The following is a 15572-nucleotide window of genomic DNA, read 5'->3' on the forward strand; positions in this document are numbered from 1 at the left end:
CCCCGCAGGCCTGGCGGGGGTTCTCAACACCACCTAGCCAGCGGTCGGGGAGGACGTCCCGGCTGAGCCACTCGTCGCCGGGCTGCTCGCCGCCGAGCTGCTCGCTACCGGGCCGGACGCCGTGGCCGACTGGCTCGCCGGGACGGCCGCGGCGCTCCCGCCGGGCGAGGGCGAGCCGGTCGACCCGCCCGACGTGCCACCGGTCGTGCCGGTCGACCCGCCGGTGGAACCCGTGCTGCCCCCCGTCGAACCGGTGCTCCCGGTGCTGCCACCGGTCGTGCCGCCCGTCGTACCGCCCGTAGGCGTGCCCGTCGTACCGCCCGACGTGCCTCCGGTCGACCCGCCGGTGGAACCCGTGCTGCCCCCCGTCGAACCGGTACTGCCACCGGTACTGCCACCGGTTGTGCCACCCGTGGTGCCCCCCGAACTGCCGCCGCTGGAACCGCCGGTGGACCCGCCCGTGGTACCGCCCGAGCCACCGTGCGTGGCGGGCGGGGAGTTCGGCGGCTGGGTCACGCCCGGAGCCGACGGGGAGAGCGAGGGGCTGGACGCGCTGGAACTCGGCGAGGCGGTCGTCGACTTCGACGGGGACGCCTTGGCCGACGAGGAGGTCGTGCCGGAGGCGGACGGCGAGCCGGGACCACCGAGGTCCGGCAGGGTCGGCGTCGCGCTGGGACGACCGGCCGGGGCGACGTCGACGCTCTGCCCCTTGCCGGAGCCGCCGTCGAAGACGTGCAGCCCCACGGCCGCGCCCGCACCGAGCAGGCCCATCAGCACCACGCTGCCGCCCGCCAGCATGAGCTGACGCCGCGTCGCCTGACCCTCGCGGCGCTCGGTGGCCCCGACGGTGCGCCGCGTCGCGAACGCGGCGAGGCGGCGCAGGCCGTCCTCCCGGCCGCCGCGCAGGCGCGCTCCGCCGACAGCGGTGGCGCCGGTGATGACGGCGGCCTGGTCGAGCAACTCCAGCACGTGGCGGCCGTTGGCGGTGCCGCGCGCGTCGGCGAGGGCGCCGCGCAGGGCGACGGAGGCCTCAAGCTCGGCACGCGAGCGCTCGTAGGCTCCCGCGCAGAAGGTCAGCACGCCCAACTCGTGGTGGAACCAGGCTTCTTCGGCCACCGAGCCGGTCGCCCGCGCGGACTCCAGACCGTGGCGCAGCGCCCGCTCCCAGGCGCCCCAGCGCAGCGCCAACCCGAAGGCGGGCGCGCAGGCGCGGGCGAGCAGAACCACCTGCTCGTGCCGTCCGGCCTCCTGGTCGGTGCGCAGCACAGCGAGCAGCACCTCGGACTCGATCGCGATCTGAGTCTCCGTCACCGCGGCGTGCCCGGTCCACCAGGCGAAGTGCTGCGCGGCATCACGGACTCCGGTCTCGGGCCACTCCCCCGCCAGCAGCGCGGCGGTGCCCTCGACCAGGCGGTGCGTGCCGCCGGGAACTTCCTCGGCCAGACCGGCCTCGACCAACTCCTCCAGGGCCGCCTCGCCGTGGCCGACGTCGACCAGCGCGGGCAGGTGCGGCGGGGTCGGGAAGTCGCCGCCGAGCGCCGCGGCGAGCCGGAGCACGGCCCGCGTCGGCTCGGAGAGGCCCCTGGCGATCCGGGCCGCGGGCGCGGCGCTCTCGGCGACCGACGGCAGCGGCACGGGGTCCTCGTCGAGGTCGACCAGTCCGCCCGCGAGCGCGTCGATGGCCAGCTCGCGGTGGCGCAGCAGCGCGGCGGCCTGGACGAAGCGCAGTGGGAGGCCCTCGGACTCGAACCAGAGGTCCACCGCCCAGGCCCGCTCGCTCTCGTCCAGGGAGCGGCACGCCAGCTTGGTCAGCAGCGCCAGGCAGCCCGCCCGGCTCAGGCCGGTGAGCCGCGACTCCTCGACGGGTGCGCCGGCCGTGGGCGTGGGGGCGTCGGGGGTGGCCGCGATCAGGAAGGAGCAGTCGGGAGCGGCGAGCATCAGCTCGTCCAGCGCCTCGCCGCCGAAGTCGACGTCGTCGACGAGGACGGCGGCCCGGTGGCCGGCCAGCAGCTGCGGCAGCTCACGACGGGTGGGCCGGTGGCCGGGGGCGCCGCCGAGCGCGGCGTAGAGGTCCTGGAGCAGGTCGCCGAGCGGCTTGCGGTAGGCGCTCAGCCGGACCACGCCGCCGGGCAGCAGCCCGGAGCACGAGGCGGCGACGGCCTCCAGCACGGCGCTGCGTCCGGAGCCGTGCGGGCCGGTCAGCCGGACCGAGCGGCCCTGGACGAGCAGTTCCCGGAGCCGTGCGCACTGCTCCTCGCGCTCCAGCAGTCCGCCGGCCGCGTAGCGGACGGGGCCGTGGGCGTCGCCCAGCGGCGTCGGCGGCTGCGGGCGGCGGTGCTCGGGCAGCGGCTCGACGGCGGAGCCCTCGGGGCCGTTGACGGTCAGCAGCAGGTCGCCTGCGACGACGTCGCCGGTACGTCGGCGTCCGTCAGGGAGCGGCTCGCCGGAGCCGAGCGCTCCACCCGCGACGGACAAACCGCCCGTATACGGTGCGACCGCGCCGGGTGTACCTCTGGGCACCAGTTCCCCGCCGGATATGCCTGCGGAGTGGTGGCCTGTCGTTTCGCTCATGATCCTCTTCCGGCCCCGTCCGCGCCGACACAAGGCGCTCTGCGGGGGTCATTCTGCGGTACGGAAGTGAACCCTGGGGAGAGCGGCCCTCGGACCGTTATGGGATGGACACCGGCAGCGGCTCGACCGCGGACGCCGGGTGGTAGCTCTCGATCGCGAGGATCCGGTGCAGCCGCGTGGCCACCAGCAGTCGCTGCAGCTGCAGCGGGACGCCGCGCAGCACCAGGCGGCGGCCGTAACGTCCGGCACGGCGGTGGGTACCCATGATCACGCCCAGCCCGGTCGCGTCCCAGGACGACAGGCCGCTCAGGTCGAGCACGAGATCGCCCGCTCCGTCGTCCACGGCGCGGTGCAGCGCGGTGCGGGCATCGGCGGCGGAGCGCACGTCGAGCTCGCCCTCGACGGCGAGGTGACCGTGGTCACCGCGGATCAGCATGCGGGCTCCCCTCGCTCTCGTGGATACCGGGTCACCGAGGTGTCCGCCGGTGACTTCTCACAGGTGACCCCCTCCATCTGACGCAACGACAGGCGAGCAAGTTGCTGGCCACGGCGAGATCTGAAAGGAAATCACTCATCCGGGTGAAGGATGTCCGCGCTTCACGTCAGTCGACCGGATGTTCGTTTGATTATCGAGGATCCCCAGTGCTGATGGGGCCCCAGGTGAGACAGCTCACCTGGGGCCCACGTCACACTTCCGCACGCGTGCGGAGCGGTCCTACTTGTCGCCGTAGGGGTAGAAGCCCTGGCCGCTCTTGCGACCGAGGTCGCCCGCGGTCACCATGCGCGCCATGATCTCCGGCGCGGCGAACTTGGTGTCCTGGGTCTCGTCGTAGATGTTGTGCGCGGCGTGCAGCAGGATGTCGACGCCGGTCAGGTCCGCGGTGGCCAGCGGGCCCATCGCATGGCCGAAGCCGAGACGGCAGGCGGTGTCGATGTCCTCCGCGCTGGCGACGCCGGACTCGTAGAGCTTGACGGCCTCGACCACCAGCGCGGTGATCAGGCGGGTCGTCACAAAGCCCGCCACGTCCCGGTTGACGACGACGCAGGTCTTGCCGATGCCCTCGGCGTAGGCGCGGACCGTGGCCAGGGTGGCGTCGCTGGTCTTGTAGCCGCGCACCAGCTCGACCAGCTGCATCATCGGCACCGGCGAGAAGAAGTGGACGCCGACGACGTCCTCCGGACGCTCCGTCACGGCCGCGATGCGGGTGATCGGGATCGCCGAGGTGTTGGTGGCGAGCACCGCGCCCGGCTTGGCGATCTTGTCGAGCTCGCGGAAGACGCCCTCCTTGACGTCCAGTTGCTCGAAGACCGCCTCGACGATGATGTCCGCGTTCCCGGCCGCGCCGAGGTCGGTGGTCGTGGTGATCCGGGCGAGGGCGGCGTCCATGGCCTCCTGGGTCATCCTGCCCTTGCTGACGAAGCGGGCGTAGCTGTCCCGGATGCCGGTGAGGCCGCGCTCGAGGGCCGCGTCGGTGACGTCCCGCAGCACCACGTCATGTCCGGCGACAGCCGAGACCTGGGCGATTCCGGAACCCATAAGCCCGGCTCCGACGACGGCGATGCTGCTGGTCACGGTGTCCTCCGTGTCGTAGTGGTGTCCGCGGCAGCGCATCCGCGCAGCGAGGATCGCCCGCGCACGGCGTCGTGCCTGGCAGGAATCTACACACTTCACGGCCGTCCGAAGCAGAATGGGAGCGTGATCGCGCTCACCCTGCGCCTGCTGGCCCCGTTTCTCGTGGTCGGGGTCCTGATGCTGCTGCTGCGCTGGACCTGGGGACGTGGCCGCTCCCTCGCTCAGCGCGAGCCGAGGTCCGGCCGCCCGGACGACTACGGCCTGCTGGTGCCGGTGGCTGCGCCGGCCGACACCGAGGAGGCGCTGGTGCTGGGCGCACGGCTGGACGAGGCGGGCATCCGGCACACGATCGTGGACACCACGTCCGGCCCCCGCGTCATGGTCTGGGAGGACGACGTGGAACGGGCCCGCCGGACGCTGCGGTGAGAGGGACGGTGCAATCTCCAGGGGCGCGGGGAACTGCGCGAGAAGCCACCCCGTGCGGATGGCCCTGAACGTTCGGCGCTCAACCCGCGTGGGTGGGTTGGCGCGCCCACGCGGCGGAGCCGCAGATCAGCAGTGCCCCGCGCCCCTGAGGAACCTGCAACTTCCCCTATGACTCGTGCTCGCGCGTGATCGTCGCGCCCAGCGCGGTCAACTGCTCGGCGAAGCCCGCGTATCCGCGGTCGATGTGGTGGATCCCCGAGACCACCGTCTCGCCGTCCGCGACGAGCCCGGCCAGGACCAGGCCCGCGCCTGCCCGCACGTCGGAGGAGACCACCGGCGCACCGGACAACCGGTCGACGCCGCGCAGGACCGCGTGGTGGCCGTCGGTGCGCACCTCCGCGCCCAAGCGGGCCAGCTCCTGGAGGAAGACGAAGCGCGCCTCGAAGATGTTCTCGGTGATCATCGCCGTGCCCTCCGCGACCGCGTTCATCGCCGCGAACTGCGGCTGCAGATCCGTCGCGAACCCCGGGTACGGCAGCGTCACCACGTCCACGGAGCGCGGACGGCGTGTCATCACCACCCGGAAGCCCACCGGGTCCGCGCTGATCTCGGCTCCCGCCGCGGCGAGCTTGTCCAGCGCGATGCGCAGATGCTCCGGGCGGGCGTGGTCGACCCGGACGTCGCCCATGGTCATCGCCGCCGCGACGCCGAAGGTCCCGGCCACGATCCGGTCCGGGACGGTGTCGTAGGCGACCGGGTAGAGCCGGTCCACGCCCTGCACCTCGATCGTCGACGAACCCGCGCCGCCGATCTTCGCGCCCATCGCCTGCAGCATCTCGCAGAGGTCGACGATCTCCGGCTCGCGGGCGGCGTTGTCGATGACCGTGTCGCCCTTGGCCAGCACCGCTGCCATCAGGATGTTCTCGGTCGCGCCCACGCTCGGGAAGTCCAACTCCACCGAGGCGCCGACCAGCCTGCCGGAGAGCGCCTCCGCCACCAGGAACCCGTGCTCGGTGGCGATCCTGGCGCCCAGCCGGGTCAGGCCGTCGATGTGCATGTCCAGGCCGCGCGAGCCGATCGCGTCCCCGCCCGGCCGGGCGACCCGCACCTGCCCGCAGCGGGCGAGCAGCGGCCCGAGCACGGCGATGGAGGCGCGGAACCGGCGGACCAGGTCGTAGTCGGCCTCGTAACCGATCTCCCCCGGCACGCTGATCACGGCCGTGCCGCCCTGGATGTCCTCCCACTCCAGCTGCACCTGGCAGCCGAGCCGTCGCAGCAGCTCAGCCATGATCTCGACGTCCAGGATCCGGGGCAGATTGCCGATCCTGAACTCGCCCTCGGCAAGCAGCGTCGCCGCCATCAGCTTGAGCGCGCTGTTCTTCGCACCCGGCACGCGCACCCGCCCGACGAGCCGCGTGCCACCGACCACCCGGAACCGTTCCATGGTCAGGCATCGTACGTGGCGCCCGTCGCGCGCTCGGCCGGAAGAGTGACGCGTGATGTCGGTGTCGCCCGGTTCGGGCTGCTCAGTCCAGCTGCCCGAGGAAGTCGACCAGGATCCGGGTGAACTCCTCCGGCCGCTCCATCGTCGTGTAGTGGCCTGAGTCGGGGAGATCCACCGCGCGGCCGTCGGGGACGGCCGCGACCATCCGCGCGACGGAGCGGCGCACACCGACGCAGTCGAAACCGCCGTTGACCGCCAGCACGGGCAGCGTCAGCTCGTGGGCGCGCTCCTCCTTGCCGGTCACCCACACCGCGTGGTCGGGCTCGTCCGGCGTGTGCTTCATCAGCGTCCGGACGGACATCTCCCGGACCTGACGGACAATGGCGGGGTCGACGTCGGTGAGCGCGCGGTCGGGCCCGGGAACCCAGTCGAGGAAGACGTCCATCCACGCCGGGATGTCCCCGCGCGCGAGCGCGTCGCTCTGCGCCGCCTGGCGCTCGACGAACCAGGGGTCGCCCGCGTCATGGTCGCCGAGGCCGTAGCCGCTGGTGACCAACGCCCGGACCAGCTCCGGGTGTTCGAGCGCGGTGTCGCTCGCGATCAGCGCGCCCATGGAGACTCCGACCAGCACCGCCGGACCGGCGTCGAGGTGGCGCAGCAGCGCGGCGAGGTCGTCCGTGAAGCGGAACGGCCGCGAGGCGTTGGCGGAGTCGCCGTGCCCGCGCGCGTCGGGGGCGACGACGCGGTAGCCCTGGGCGGCGAGGCCCGGGACGAGGTTGTCGAACTGGGTGCGGTCGACGAAGCCGGTGTGCAGCAGCACGACCAACTGCCCGTCCGGCGGCCCGGAGTCGCGGTAGACGAGGTCACCGTCGCCGGAGTCGAAGGAGTGCGTGTCAGGGGATGCGTCACGGGTTGCGTCACGGGACACCGAAGAGATCGAGGTCTCAGTCATGACAACCAAGGTGTCACAGTTGGAGCACTATGGCAACCGAGGTGTCATGTCGTGTGTCATCATGAAGCCGTGCCCGACCGCATCCTCTCCCCCGACGAACTGCCCGAACGCCTCATGGAGGTGTTCGGCCTGGTCGGCCCGCTCTACCGGCGGGTCCAGCGCCGGATCGAGCAGGACGCTCCGACGGAGGGGCTCTCCGTCGGCGTCCGCGCCGTGCTCGACCTGCTGCGCGAGAACGGCCCGATGACCGTCCCGCAGATGGGCCGCGCCCAGTCGCTCAGCCGTCAGTTCGTCCAGCGCATGGTCAATGACGCCGCCGCACAGGGTTTCGTCGAGGCCATCCCCAACCCCGCCCACCAGCGCTCCTCGCTGATCCGGCTCACCGAGAGCGGCAGCGCGGCGATCACGGCCGTGACCGGGCACGAGTACGCCCTCCTGCGCCAGCTGGCCGGCGACCTGACGGACGCCGAACTGACCGCGTGCGTACGGGTGTTGAGCCGGATGCTGGCCCTCTTCGGCGAAGAGCCCGACCCCGCCGCGCCGGAACCCGGTCAGGGTTAGCGGTTCTCGCCCGGCACCCAGAGCACGTCGCCGACCGCCTTGTTGGCCGTGCGCGCCAGGATGAACAGCAGGTCCGAGAGCCGGTTGAGGTACTTGGCGGTCAGCGGGTTGATGCCGTCGCCGTACTCCTCGATCGCCGCCCAGGTGCTGCGCTCGGCGCGGCGGACGACCGTGCACGCCACATGCAGGTACGCCGCACCCGGCGTCCCGCCCGGGAGGATGAAGCTGCGCAGCTTCTCCAGATCGGCGTTGAACCGGTCGCAGTCCTCCTCCAACCGGTCGATGTACGTCTGCAGCACGCGCAGCGGCGGGTACTTCGGGTCCGGAGCAACCGGCGTGGCCAGGTCCGCGCCCACGTCGAAGAGGTCGTTCTGAACACGCGTCAGCACCGCTGCCACGTCCGCGTCCAGACCGCCGCAGGCGATGGCGACGCCGATGGCGGCGTTGGCCTCGTTGGAGTCCGCGTAGGCGGCGAGACGCGTGTCGGTCTTCCGGGTGCGGCTCATGTCGCCCAGCGCGGTGGTGCCGTCGTCGCCGGTGCGGGTGTAGATGCGGGTGAGGTTGACCATGTCCGGAGCCTATCGCCCGGGGGAATCGGTACTTCGGCGGTTCAGGGGCGCAGCGTCGGGTCGAGACGGCTGAGCAGGGAGTGCAACTGCCGCTGCTGGGCGGGGGTCAGGTGCCCGAGCACCTCGTCGTCCAGGCGCGGGACGTGCGCCGTGAGCCCCTTCCGGAGCAGGCGTTCACCGCGCAGCGACAGCGCGACGAGATAGGCCCGCCCGTCGTCGGGGTCCCTGGTCCGCTCGATCAGCCCCTTGCGCTCCAAGCGCGCCACCAGCTTGGTCGTCCCGGCGGAGGTGAACCCCATCCGCTCCCCGACCCGCGTGGCCATCCCCCGCGCCGCGGGGAAGCGGGCGAGCCGCAGCAGGAACTCGAACTCCGAGCCGTCGAGGCCGGTGGCGTCGTGGATGTCCTCATGCAACCGGTCGTTGATCAACCGGTACACGTTCCCGAGCAGGCCCCACAGCACGACCCCGTCGTGCGACACGAGCGTGTCCAGGCTCACCTGCTCCATGAAGGAAGTCTAGGCGGGGATTCCGCAGGCGAGGAACCAGGCAAGTGCTCAGGGGCGCAACGTCCGCCGGCGAAATGTTCTAGGCGACGTTGACCCGCTGGCCTGGAGGCGCCGCCTCCAGCCACGCGAGGAAACCCGTCAGGGCGTCCTCGCTCATCGCGAGCTCCAGCGGCTCGCCGGCGTGCGTGCAGACCAGGACGACCGCGCCGGAGAGCAGTGCCAGCTCCTCCTGCCCGGCGGGCGTGCGCCGCTCCAGGACCTCGATCTGCGAACGTTCCAGCACCCGCCGCGGACGCGGCGCGTAGCTGAAGACCCGGAACCACTCCACCGAGTCGTTGTTGTACCGGGCGATCCCGAAGATCCACCCCTTGCCCTCTGCCTCAGTACCCTCCGCAGAAGGCGCGTTCAGCCGCGCCGAACAGTCGAAGGTGCCACCCGGTCGCTGGATCAGGCGTCTCCGCACTGCGAAGGCCCCCAGCCCGAGCAGGCAGACCAGCAGTACCGCGATGACGGTCACCACCGCGAGCACCATGCCCGGCTCCCTCCTCGCCGACCCGTCCCGGGGTCGGCGGCGTCCTACGCGTCCAGCAGGTCCTTCACGTTCTGCACAACTGATACAGCAGTCCCGGGGTCACCCTCGGTGCCCCGGGACTGCCGGTAGAGCTCGTGTCGAGCGAAAGCGCCAAGCGCCTCAGCGGCCGGTGGCCGCGAAGAGCCGGACCTCCGCACGACGCTGCGCCGCCGCCTCGCTCTCGGCCTTGGCCGAGGACAGGGCCCGCTCGGCGCGGTCGACGTCGATCTCGTCGGCCAGCTCCGCGACCTCTGCCAGGATCGACAGCTTGTTGTCCGCGAAGGACAGGAAGCCGCCGTGCACCGCGGCGATCACCGTGGTGCCGTCCGCCTGGCGGATGGTCACCGGCTGGGTGTCCATCGCGCCCAGGACCGGGGTGTGCCCCGGCTGGATGCCGATGTCACCGGACTTGGTACGGGCAAGGACGATCGTGGCCTCGCCCGACCAGACCTTTCGGTCGGCCGCGACCAGCTCGACGTGCAGCTCAGCCACCGTGGGCTCCTCGGTCTCTGCCCCCCGCCGAAAGACGGGAGTGGGGAAAGAATAACGGGTGGGAAAGGGGCGGACCCAACCAGCGGTCGGGCCGCCCCCTCACCTGCAGCGATTACTTCTTGGCCAGCTCGGCGGCGTTGCGCTCGAGGTCCTCGATGCCACCGCACATGAAGAACGCCTGCTCCGGCACGCCGTCGTACTTGCCGTCCGCGATCGCGTTGAACGCGTCGATCGTCTCGGACAGCGGCACGGTGGAGCCGTCGACGCCGGTGAACTGCTTGGCGACGTAGGTGTTCTGCGACAGGAAGCGCTCGATGCGGCGCGCCCGGTTGACGGTGACCTTGTCCTCTTCGGACAGCTCGTCCATACCGAGGATCGCGATGATGTCCTGGAGGTCCTTGTACTTCTGCAGGATCCCCTTGACACGCACAGCGGTGTCGTAGTGGTTGGCCGAGATGTACCGCGGGTCGAGGATGCGGGACGAGGAGTCCAGCGGGTCCACGGCCGGGTAGATGCCCTTCTCCGAGATCGGACGGGAGAGAACCGTCGTCGCGTCGAGGTGGGCGAAGGTGGTGGCCGGGGCCGGGTCGGTCAGGTCGTCGGCGGGGACGTAGATCGCCTGCATCGAGGTGATCGAGTGACCGCGGGTCGAGGTGATGCGCTCCTGGAGGAGACCCATCTCGTCGGCCAGGTTCGGCTGGTAACCCACCGCGGAGGGCATCCGGCCGAGCAGGGTCGACACCTCGGAACCGGCCTGGGTGAACCGGAAGATGTTGTCGATGAAGAGCAGCACGTCCTGGCCCTGCACATCGCGGAAGTACTCCGCCATGGTCAGCGCGGACAGGGCGACGCGGAGACGCGTGCCCGGCGGCTCGTCCATCTGACCGAAGACCAGCGCGGTCTTGTCCAGAACGCCCGAGTCCACCATCTCGTGGATCAGGTCGTTGCCCTCACGGGTGCGCTCGCCGACACCGGCGAACACCGACACACCACCGAAGTTCTCGGCGACGCGGTAGATCATCTCCTGGATCAGAACGGTCTTGCCGACACCGGCACCACCGAACAGACCGATCTTGCCACCCGTGACGTACGGGGTGAGCAGGTCGATGACCTTGATGCCGGTCTCGAACATCTCGGTCTTCGACTCGAGCTGGTCGAAGTTGGGCGCCTTGCGGTGGATCGGCCAGCGCTCGGTGACCTGGGCGTTGAACTCGGCCTTGTCCGCGTTCAGCACCTCGCCGAGGGCGTTGAAGACCTTGCCCTTGGTGATGTCGCCGACCGGCACCGAGATCGCGGAGCCGGTGTCGGAGACAGCGGCGCCACGGGTCAGGCCGTCGGTGGGCTGCATCGAGATGGCCTTGACCATCCCGTCGCCCAGGTGCTGCGCGACCTCCAGCGTCAGGGTCTTCTTGCCGGTGCCGTCCGGCGCGTCGACCTCGACGTGCAGTGCGTTGAACATGTCCGGCATGGCGTCGACGGGGAACTCCACGTCGACGACCGGGCCGATGACCCGCGCGACGCGGCCCGTCGCCGAGGCCGTCTCTACAGTGGTAGTCATGTGATCAGTCACTCCCCGCGGTCGCGTCGGCCAGGGCGCTCGCGCCACCGACGATCTCGCTGATTTCCTGGGTGATGTCGGCCTGGCGGGCCGTGTTGGCGAGTCGCGTGAGCGACTTGATGAGCTCGCCCGCATTGTCGGTCGCGCTCTTCATCGCGCGGCGGCGGGCGGCGTGCTCGGAAGCAGCCGACTGCAGCAGCGCGTTGTAGATCCTGCTCTCCACGTACCGCGGCAGCAGGGCGTCGAGGACACCCTCGGCCGACGGCTCGAAGTCGTAGAGCGGGAACGGTCCCTCCGCCTCGGCGGTGGCCTCGGTCTCAGCCAGGGACAGCGGCAGGAGGCGGGCCTCCACCGGGTTCTGGGTGAGCATCGAGACGAACTCCGTCGAGACGATGTGGAGCTCGTCCACGCCTCCGTCGGACGTCTCCGTCACGAACGCGTCGATCAGGGCCGCGGACGCCTCCTTGGCGTCCTGGTACGTCGGCTTGTCGGAGAACCCGACCCACGAGCCCGTGACCTTGAGGTCACGGAACCCGTAGTAGCTGACGCCCTTGCGGCCGATGATGTACGTGTCGACGGCCTTGCCCTCGGACTGGAGCCGGCGGGTCAGCTCCAGCGCCGCCTTGATGGCGTTGCTGGAGTAACCACCGGCCAGACCGCGGTCCGCGGTCACCACGAGCACGGCGGCGCGGGTGGCGTCGACGGGCTCCTGGGTCAGCGGGTGCTTGGCGTTCGATCGCGTCGCCACCGCGGTCACCGCACGGGTGAGCTCGGTCGCGTACGGGGAGGAGGCGGCCACCGCGCGCTGCGCCTTCATGATGCGCGACGCGGAGATCATCTCCATCGCCTTGGTGATCTTCTTCGTCGCGGTGACAGAGCGGATCCGGCGCTTGTAGACCCGAAGCTGTGCTCCCATGGGTCGTTACGTCCTTTCCGTCTCGTCAGGCGTTTTCGCCGAGCAGCGCACCGGTGTGGGTGGTGAACTCGCGCTTGAACGCGGTGATCGCGTCGACCAGGGACTCGATCGTGCCGTCCTCGAGCTTCTGGGTCTCGACGATGGTGGTCAGGACGCCCTTGTGCTCGCGGCGCAGGTAGTCCAGGAACTCACGCTCGAACTTGCGCACGTCCGCGACCGGGACCTCGTCCAGCTGACCGGTGGTGCCGGCCCAGATTGAGACGACCTGCTCCTCGACCGGGAACGGCTGGTACTGGCCCTGCTTCAGCAGCTCGACCAGGCGCGCACCGCGCTCCAGCTGCGCCTTCGACGCGGCGTCCAGGTCGGAGGAGAAGGCGGCGAACGCCTCCAGCTCGCGGTACTGGGCCAGGTCCAGACGGAGGCGACCGGCCACCGACTTCATGGCCTTGATCTGCGCGGAGCCACCGACGCGGGAGACCGAGATACCGACGTTCACGGCCGGGCGGATGCCGGCGTTGAACAGGTCGGACTCCAGGAAGCACTGGCCGTCGGTGATGGAGATGACGTTGGTCGGGATGTACGCCGAGACGTCGTTGGCCTTGGTCTCGATGATCGGCAGACCGGTCATCGAGCCGGCGCCGAGCTCGTCGGACAGCTTGGCGCAACGCTCCAGCAGGCGGGAGTGCAGGTAGAAGACGTCACCCGGGTAGGCCTCGCGGCCCGGCGGACGACGGAGCAGCAGGGACACGGCGCGGTAGGCCTCGGCCTGCTTCGACAGGTCGTCGAAGATGATCAGGACGTGCTTGCCGTCGTACATCCACTCCTGGCCGATGGCGGAGCCGGTGTAGGGGGCCAGGTACTTGAAGCCCGCCGGGTCCGACGCCGGGGCGGCGACGATGGTGGTGTACTCCAGGGCACCGGCCTCCTCCAGCGCACCGCGCACGGAGGCGATGGTGGAGCCCTTCTGGCCGATGGCGACGTAGATGCAGCGGACCTGCTTCTTCGGGTCGCCCGAGCGCCAGTTGTCGCGCTGGTTGATGATGGTGTCGATCGCCACCGCGGTCTTGCCGGTCTGGCGGTCACCAATGATCAGCTGACGCTGGCCACGGCCGATCGGGGTCATCGCGTCGATGGCCTTGATGCCGGTCTGCATCGGCTCGTGCACCGACTTGCGGACCATGACGCCCGGAGCCTGCAGCTCCAGCGCGCGGCGGCCGTGGGTCTCGATCTCGCCGAGGCCGTCGATCGGGGTGCCGAGGGGGTCCACCACGCGGCCGAGGTAGCCCTCGCCGACCGGGACGGACAGCACCTCGCCGGTGCGGCGGACCGTCTGGCCCTCCTCGATCCCGCTGTACTCGCCGAGGACGACGACACCGATCTCGCGGGCCTCGAGGTTGAGCGCGAGGCCGAGGGTGCCGTCCTCGAACTTCAGCAGCTCGTTGGCCATGACCGAGGGAAGGCCCTCGACCTTGGCAATGCCGTCCGCCGTGAAGGTGACGGTGCCGACCTCTTCACGCGAGGCGGCGTCCGGCTGGTACGACTGGACGAAGTTGTCCAGAGCGTTCCGGATCTCCTCCGGCCGGATCGTGAGCTCCGCCATCTGGGTTCCCTGCTCTCCTAGTTGCGTCCTCGGCCCGCCCATGGAGGGCCGCAAGTATTCGACTCTCGGTCAGTTCCCGCTGGTGGTGCGGTGCGAGGCCTGACCGTCCTCTGTTGTGTACCGACCGAGGGTCGGAATGCTGCTTGGGCTCAGCCCGCCAGGCCCTGGTTCGCGGTGTCGAGACGACCCGCGATGGTGCCCTCGATGATCTCGTCGCCGACCTGGATCCGAACGCCGCCGAGGACCGCCGGGTCCACGTCGAGGTTCAGGTGCACCTGGCGTCCCGCCAGGGACGCCAGCGCGGTGGCGAGGCGCTGCTTCTGCGCGTCGGACAGCGGCACGGCGGAGGTCACCAACGCCACCACACGACCGCGACGGTCGGCGGCGAGCCGGGCGTACTCCTCCAGGCCACTCTCCAGGCTACGTCCACGCGGCTGCGTCACCAGCACGGTGACCAGCGCGACGGTCGCGGCCCGGGCCTTGCCGTCGAGCAGGTTGCGCACCAGCGCGGCCTTGGCCTCGTTGCTCGCGGCGTTGTCGGTCAGCGCGGAGCGCAGCTCGACGTTGCTCGCGACCACGCGGCCGAAGCGGAACAGCTCGTCCTCGACCTCGTCGAGCGCGTCGGCCTTGTCGGCGCCGATGATCAGCGCCATGGCGCCCAGCTGCTCGGTGGCGTCCGCCAGGTCGCGGCCGGCGCTCCAGCGGGACCGGACCATGCCGGAGACCAGGTCGATCGCGTCCGCGCCGACCTTGCCCTGCAGCAGGTTGGTGACCAGGTCGGCCTTGGCCTGACCCGGCGCGGCCGGGTCGGTCAGGGTCCGGCGCAGGCCCGCCTCGCGGTCCAGCACCCGGGTGATGTCCAGCAGGTCGTCCGCCAGGCGGTCGAGGTCGACGGACGCGTGGTCCGTCAGCGCCTCAAGTCGCTCGCGGGCGGCCGCCATGGACTGCCGGGTGGCGCCGCTCACTTGGCACCCGCCGACTCCGCAGCCTTGGCTTCGAGCTCGTCAAGGAAGCGGTCGATGGTGCGGCTCTGGCGGGCGGAGTCCTCCAGGGACTCACCGACCACCTTGCCGGCCAGTTCGATCGAGATACGGCCGATGTCGTGGCGCAGCTGCGTGGTCACCTGACCGCGCGTGCGCTCGATCTCCGCCTGGGCGTGCGCGACGGTGACCGCAGCCTGACGCTGCGCCTCCTCGCGGGCCTCGGCGATGATCATCGAACCCTGCTCGCGGGCGTGCTCGGTGATCCGGGCCGCCTCGTGACGGGCCTCGGCGAGCTGCGCCTTGTACTCCTCCAGCGTGCGGGTTGCCTCGGCCTGAGCCTCAGCCGCCCGCTCCAGGCCACCCTCGATCGCGTCGCGCCGCTCCTCCAGAGTCTTCTGGATGTTGGGCAGGAGCTTCTTGCCGAGGACGCCGAAGACGATGAAGAAGGCGAGAAAGCCGATGATGAGTTCAGGCGTGGAGGGGATCAGAGGATTCTGAGGCCCCTCCGCAGCCAGAAACTGCGTCAGCATGTCTGAACCTTTCGTCGAGCGTGGCTACTGGGGTCGACTCAGGCCGAGAAGATGAACGGAACGACCAGGCCGAGCAGGGCCAGAACCTCACAGAGGGCGAAGCCGAGGAACATGTTCTGGCGGATGATCGGCATGGCCTCGGGCTGGCGGGCCATGGCCTCGATCGAGTGACCGAAGACGAGACCGATACCAACGCCCGGGCCAATGGCGGCCAGACCGTAGGCGACTGCGCCCAGGTTGCCCTTGATGCTGATGGAGTTGGCAGCGAGCTCGGTGACGCCGTGGAGGGTCGACATTTTGTTGTCTTCCTTCTTGTGATG

At 70.7% G+C, this 15572-nt stretch carries 17 protein-coding genes; 2 read left to right on the forward strand and 15 right to left on the reverse strand.

From position 1 onward, the window contains the following. Positions 1-33 precede the first annotated feature (33 nt). The 3 genes from ABH928_RS00985 to ABH928_RS00995 form a co-directional block, all read right to left on the reverse strand. On the reverse strand, positions 34-2475 hold the full coding sequence (locus ABH928_RS00985; protein WP_370060864.1) for an ATP-binding protein: 2442 nt from the start codon (positions 2473-2475) through the stop codon (positions 34-36). A 193-nt stretch (positions 2476-2668) separates the two neighbouring features. After that, on the reverse strand, positions 2669-3007 hold the full coding sequence (locus tag ABH928_RS00990; protein WP_370060865.1) for an STAS domain-containing protein: 339 nt from the start codon (positions 3005-3007) through the stop codon (positions 2669-2671). Between the two features lie 279 nt (positions 3008-3286). Beyond that, positions 3287-4144: a 3-hydroxyacyl-CoA dehydrogenase family protein gene (locus ABH928_RS00995; RefSeq protein ID WP_370060866.1), complete on the reverse strand. Its 858-nt coding sequence runs from the start codon at positions 4142-4144 to the stop codon at positions 3287-3289. Between the two features lie 123 nt (positions 4145-4267). Here ABH928_RS00995 and ABH928_RS01000 point away from each other — a divergent pair, with 123 nt between their 5' ends. Next, the gene (locus ABH928_RS01000; protein ID WP_370060867.1) at positions 4268-4570 is read left to right on the forward strand and encodes a hypothetical protein; all 303 of its coding nucleotides are present in this window, start codon (positions 4268-4270) and stop codon (positions 4568-4570) included. Between the two features lie 166 nt (positions 4571-4736). Here the strand turns inward: ABH928_RS01000 and murA are convergent, their stop codons facing one another. Both murA and ABH928_RS01010 read right to left on the reverse strand, forming a co-directional pair. Beyond that, positions 4737-6014, reverse strand: coding sequence for a UDP-N-acetylglucosamine 1-carboxyvinyltransferase (gene murA, locus ABH928_RS01005; protein ID WP_370060868.1), 1278 nt, complete (start codon positions 6012-6014; stop codon positions 4737-4739). Between the two features lie 82 nt (positions 6015-6096). Next, a complete protein-coding gene (locus tag ABH928_RS01010) occupies positions 6097-6966 on the reverse strand; it encodes an alpha/beta fold hydrolase (protein WP_370060869.1) in 870 nt (289 codons plus the stop codon). Positions 6967-7080: 114 nt separating this feature from the next. Here ABH928_RS01010 and ABH928_RS01015 point away from each other — a divergent pair, with 114 nt between their 5' ends. Beyond that, positions 7081-7527: a MarR family winged helix-turn-helix transcriptional regulator gene (locus ABH928_RS01015; RefSeq protein ID WP_370061845.1), complete on the forward strand. Its 447-nt coding sequence runs from the start codon at positions 7081-7083 to the stop codon at positions 7525-7527. On the opposite strand, the gene ABH928_RS01020 is transcribed toward ABH928_RS01015, so the two are convergent. The 10 genes from ABH928_RS01020 to atpE form a co-directional block, all read right to left on the reverse strand. Further along, positions 7524-8096, reverse strand: a complete 573-nt coding sequence (locus tag ABH928_RS01020) for a cob(I)yrinic acid a,c-diamide adenosyltransferase (RefSeq protein WP_370060870.1) — start codon at positions 8094-8096, stop codon at positions 7524-7526. The genes ABH928_RS01015 and ABH928_RS01020 overlap by 4 nt on opposite strands. A gap of 41 nt (positions 8097-8137) precedes the next feature. Next, positions 8138-8602 (reverse strand): MarR family winged helix-turn-helix transcriptional regulator, encoded by a 465-nt coding sequence (locus ABH928_RS01025; RefSeq protein WP_370060871.1) that lies wholly within the window; start codon positions 8600-8602, stop codon positions 8138-8140. A gap of 79 nt (positions 8603-8681) precedes the next feature. Then, positions 8682-9134, reverse strand: coding sequence for a DUF2550 domain-containing protein (locus ABH928_RS01030; RefSeq protein ID WP_370060872.1), 453 nt, complete (start codon positions 9132-9134; stop codon positions 8682-8684). 159 nt (positions 9135-9293) lie between these two features. Further along, complete coding sequence (locus ABH928_RS01035) at positions 9294-9665, reverse strand: F0F1 ATP synthase subunit epsilon (protein WP_370060873.1); 372 nt, start codon at positions 9663-9665, stop codon at positions 9294-9296. A 112-nt stretch (positions 9666-9777) separates the two neighbouring features. Next, complete coding sequence (gene atpD / locus ABH928_RS01040) at positions 9778-11223, reverse strand: F0F1 ATP synthase subunit beta (protein ID WP_370060874.1); 1446 nt, start codon at positions 11221-11223, stop codon at positions 9778-9780. A gap of 4 nt (positions 11224-11227) precedes the next feature. Continuing rightward, positions 11228-12139 carry a F0F1 ATP synthase subunit gamma gene (locus ABH928_RS01045; protein ID WP_370060875.1) on the reverse strand — a complete coding sequence of 304 codons (912 nt, stop codon included), beginning with the start codon at positions 12137-12139 and terminating at the stop codon, positions 11228-11230. Positions 12140-12164: 25 nt separating this feature from the next. Beyond that, entirely contained in the window at positions 12165-13739 is a 1575-nt protein-coding gene (gene atpA / locus ABH928_RS01050; RefSeq protein WP_370060876.1) for a F0F1 ATP synthase subunit alpha, read from the reverse strand. Positions 13740-13888: 149 nt separating this feature from the next. After that, positions 13889-14704 (reverse strand): F0F1 ATP synthase subunit delta, encoded by an 816-nt coding sequence (locus ABH928_RS01055; protein WP_370060877.1) that lies wholly within the window; start codon positions 14702-14704, stop codon positions 13889-13891. After that, a complete protein-coding gene (locus ABH928_RS01060) occupies positions 14701-15252 on the reverse strand; it encodes a F0F1 ATP synthase subunit B (RefSeq protein ID WP_370060878.1) in 552 nt (183 codons plus the stop codon). Before ABH928_RS01060 ends, ABH928_RS01055 begins: the two co-directional genes overlap by 4 nt. A gap of 38 nt (positions 15253-15290) precedes the next feature. Beyond that, positions 15291-15548 (reverse strand): ATP synthase F0 subunit C, encoded by a 258-nt coding sequence (gene atpE / locus ABH928_RS01065; RefSeq protein ID WP_370060879.1) that lies wholly within the window; start codon positions 15546-15548, stop codon positions 15291-15293. Between the last annotated feature and the right edge of the window lie 24 nt (positions 15549-15572).

The sequence above is a fragment of the Streptacidiphilus sp. MAP5-3 genome, assembly GCF_041262505.1.
Taxonomy (GTDB): domain Bacteria; phylum Actinomycetota; class Actinomycetes; order Streptomycetales; family Streptomycetaceae; genus Streptacidiphilus.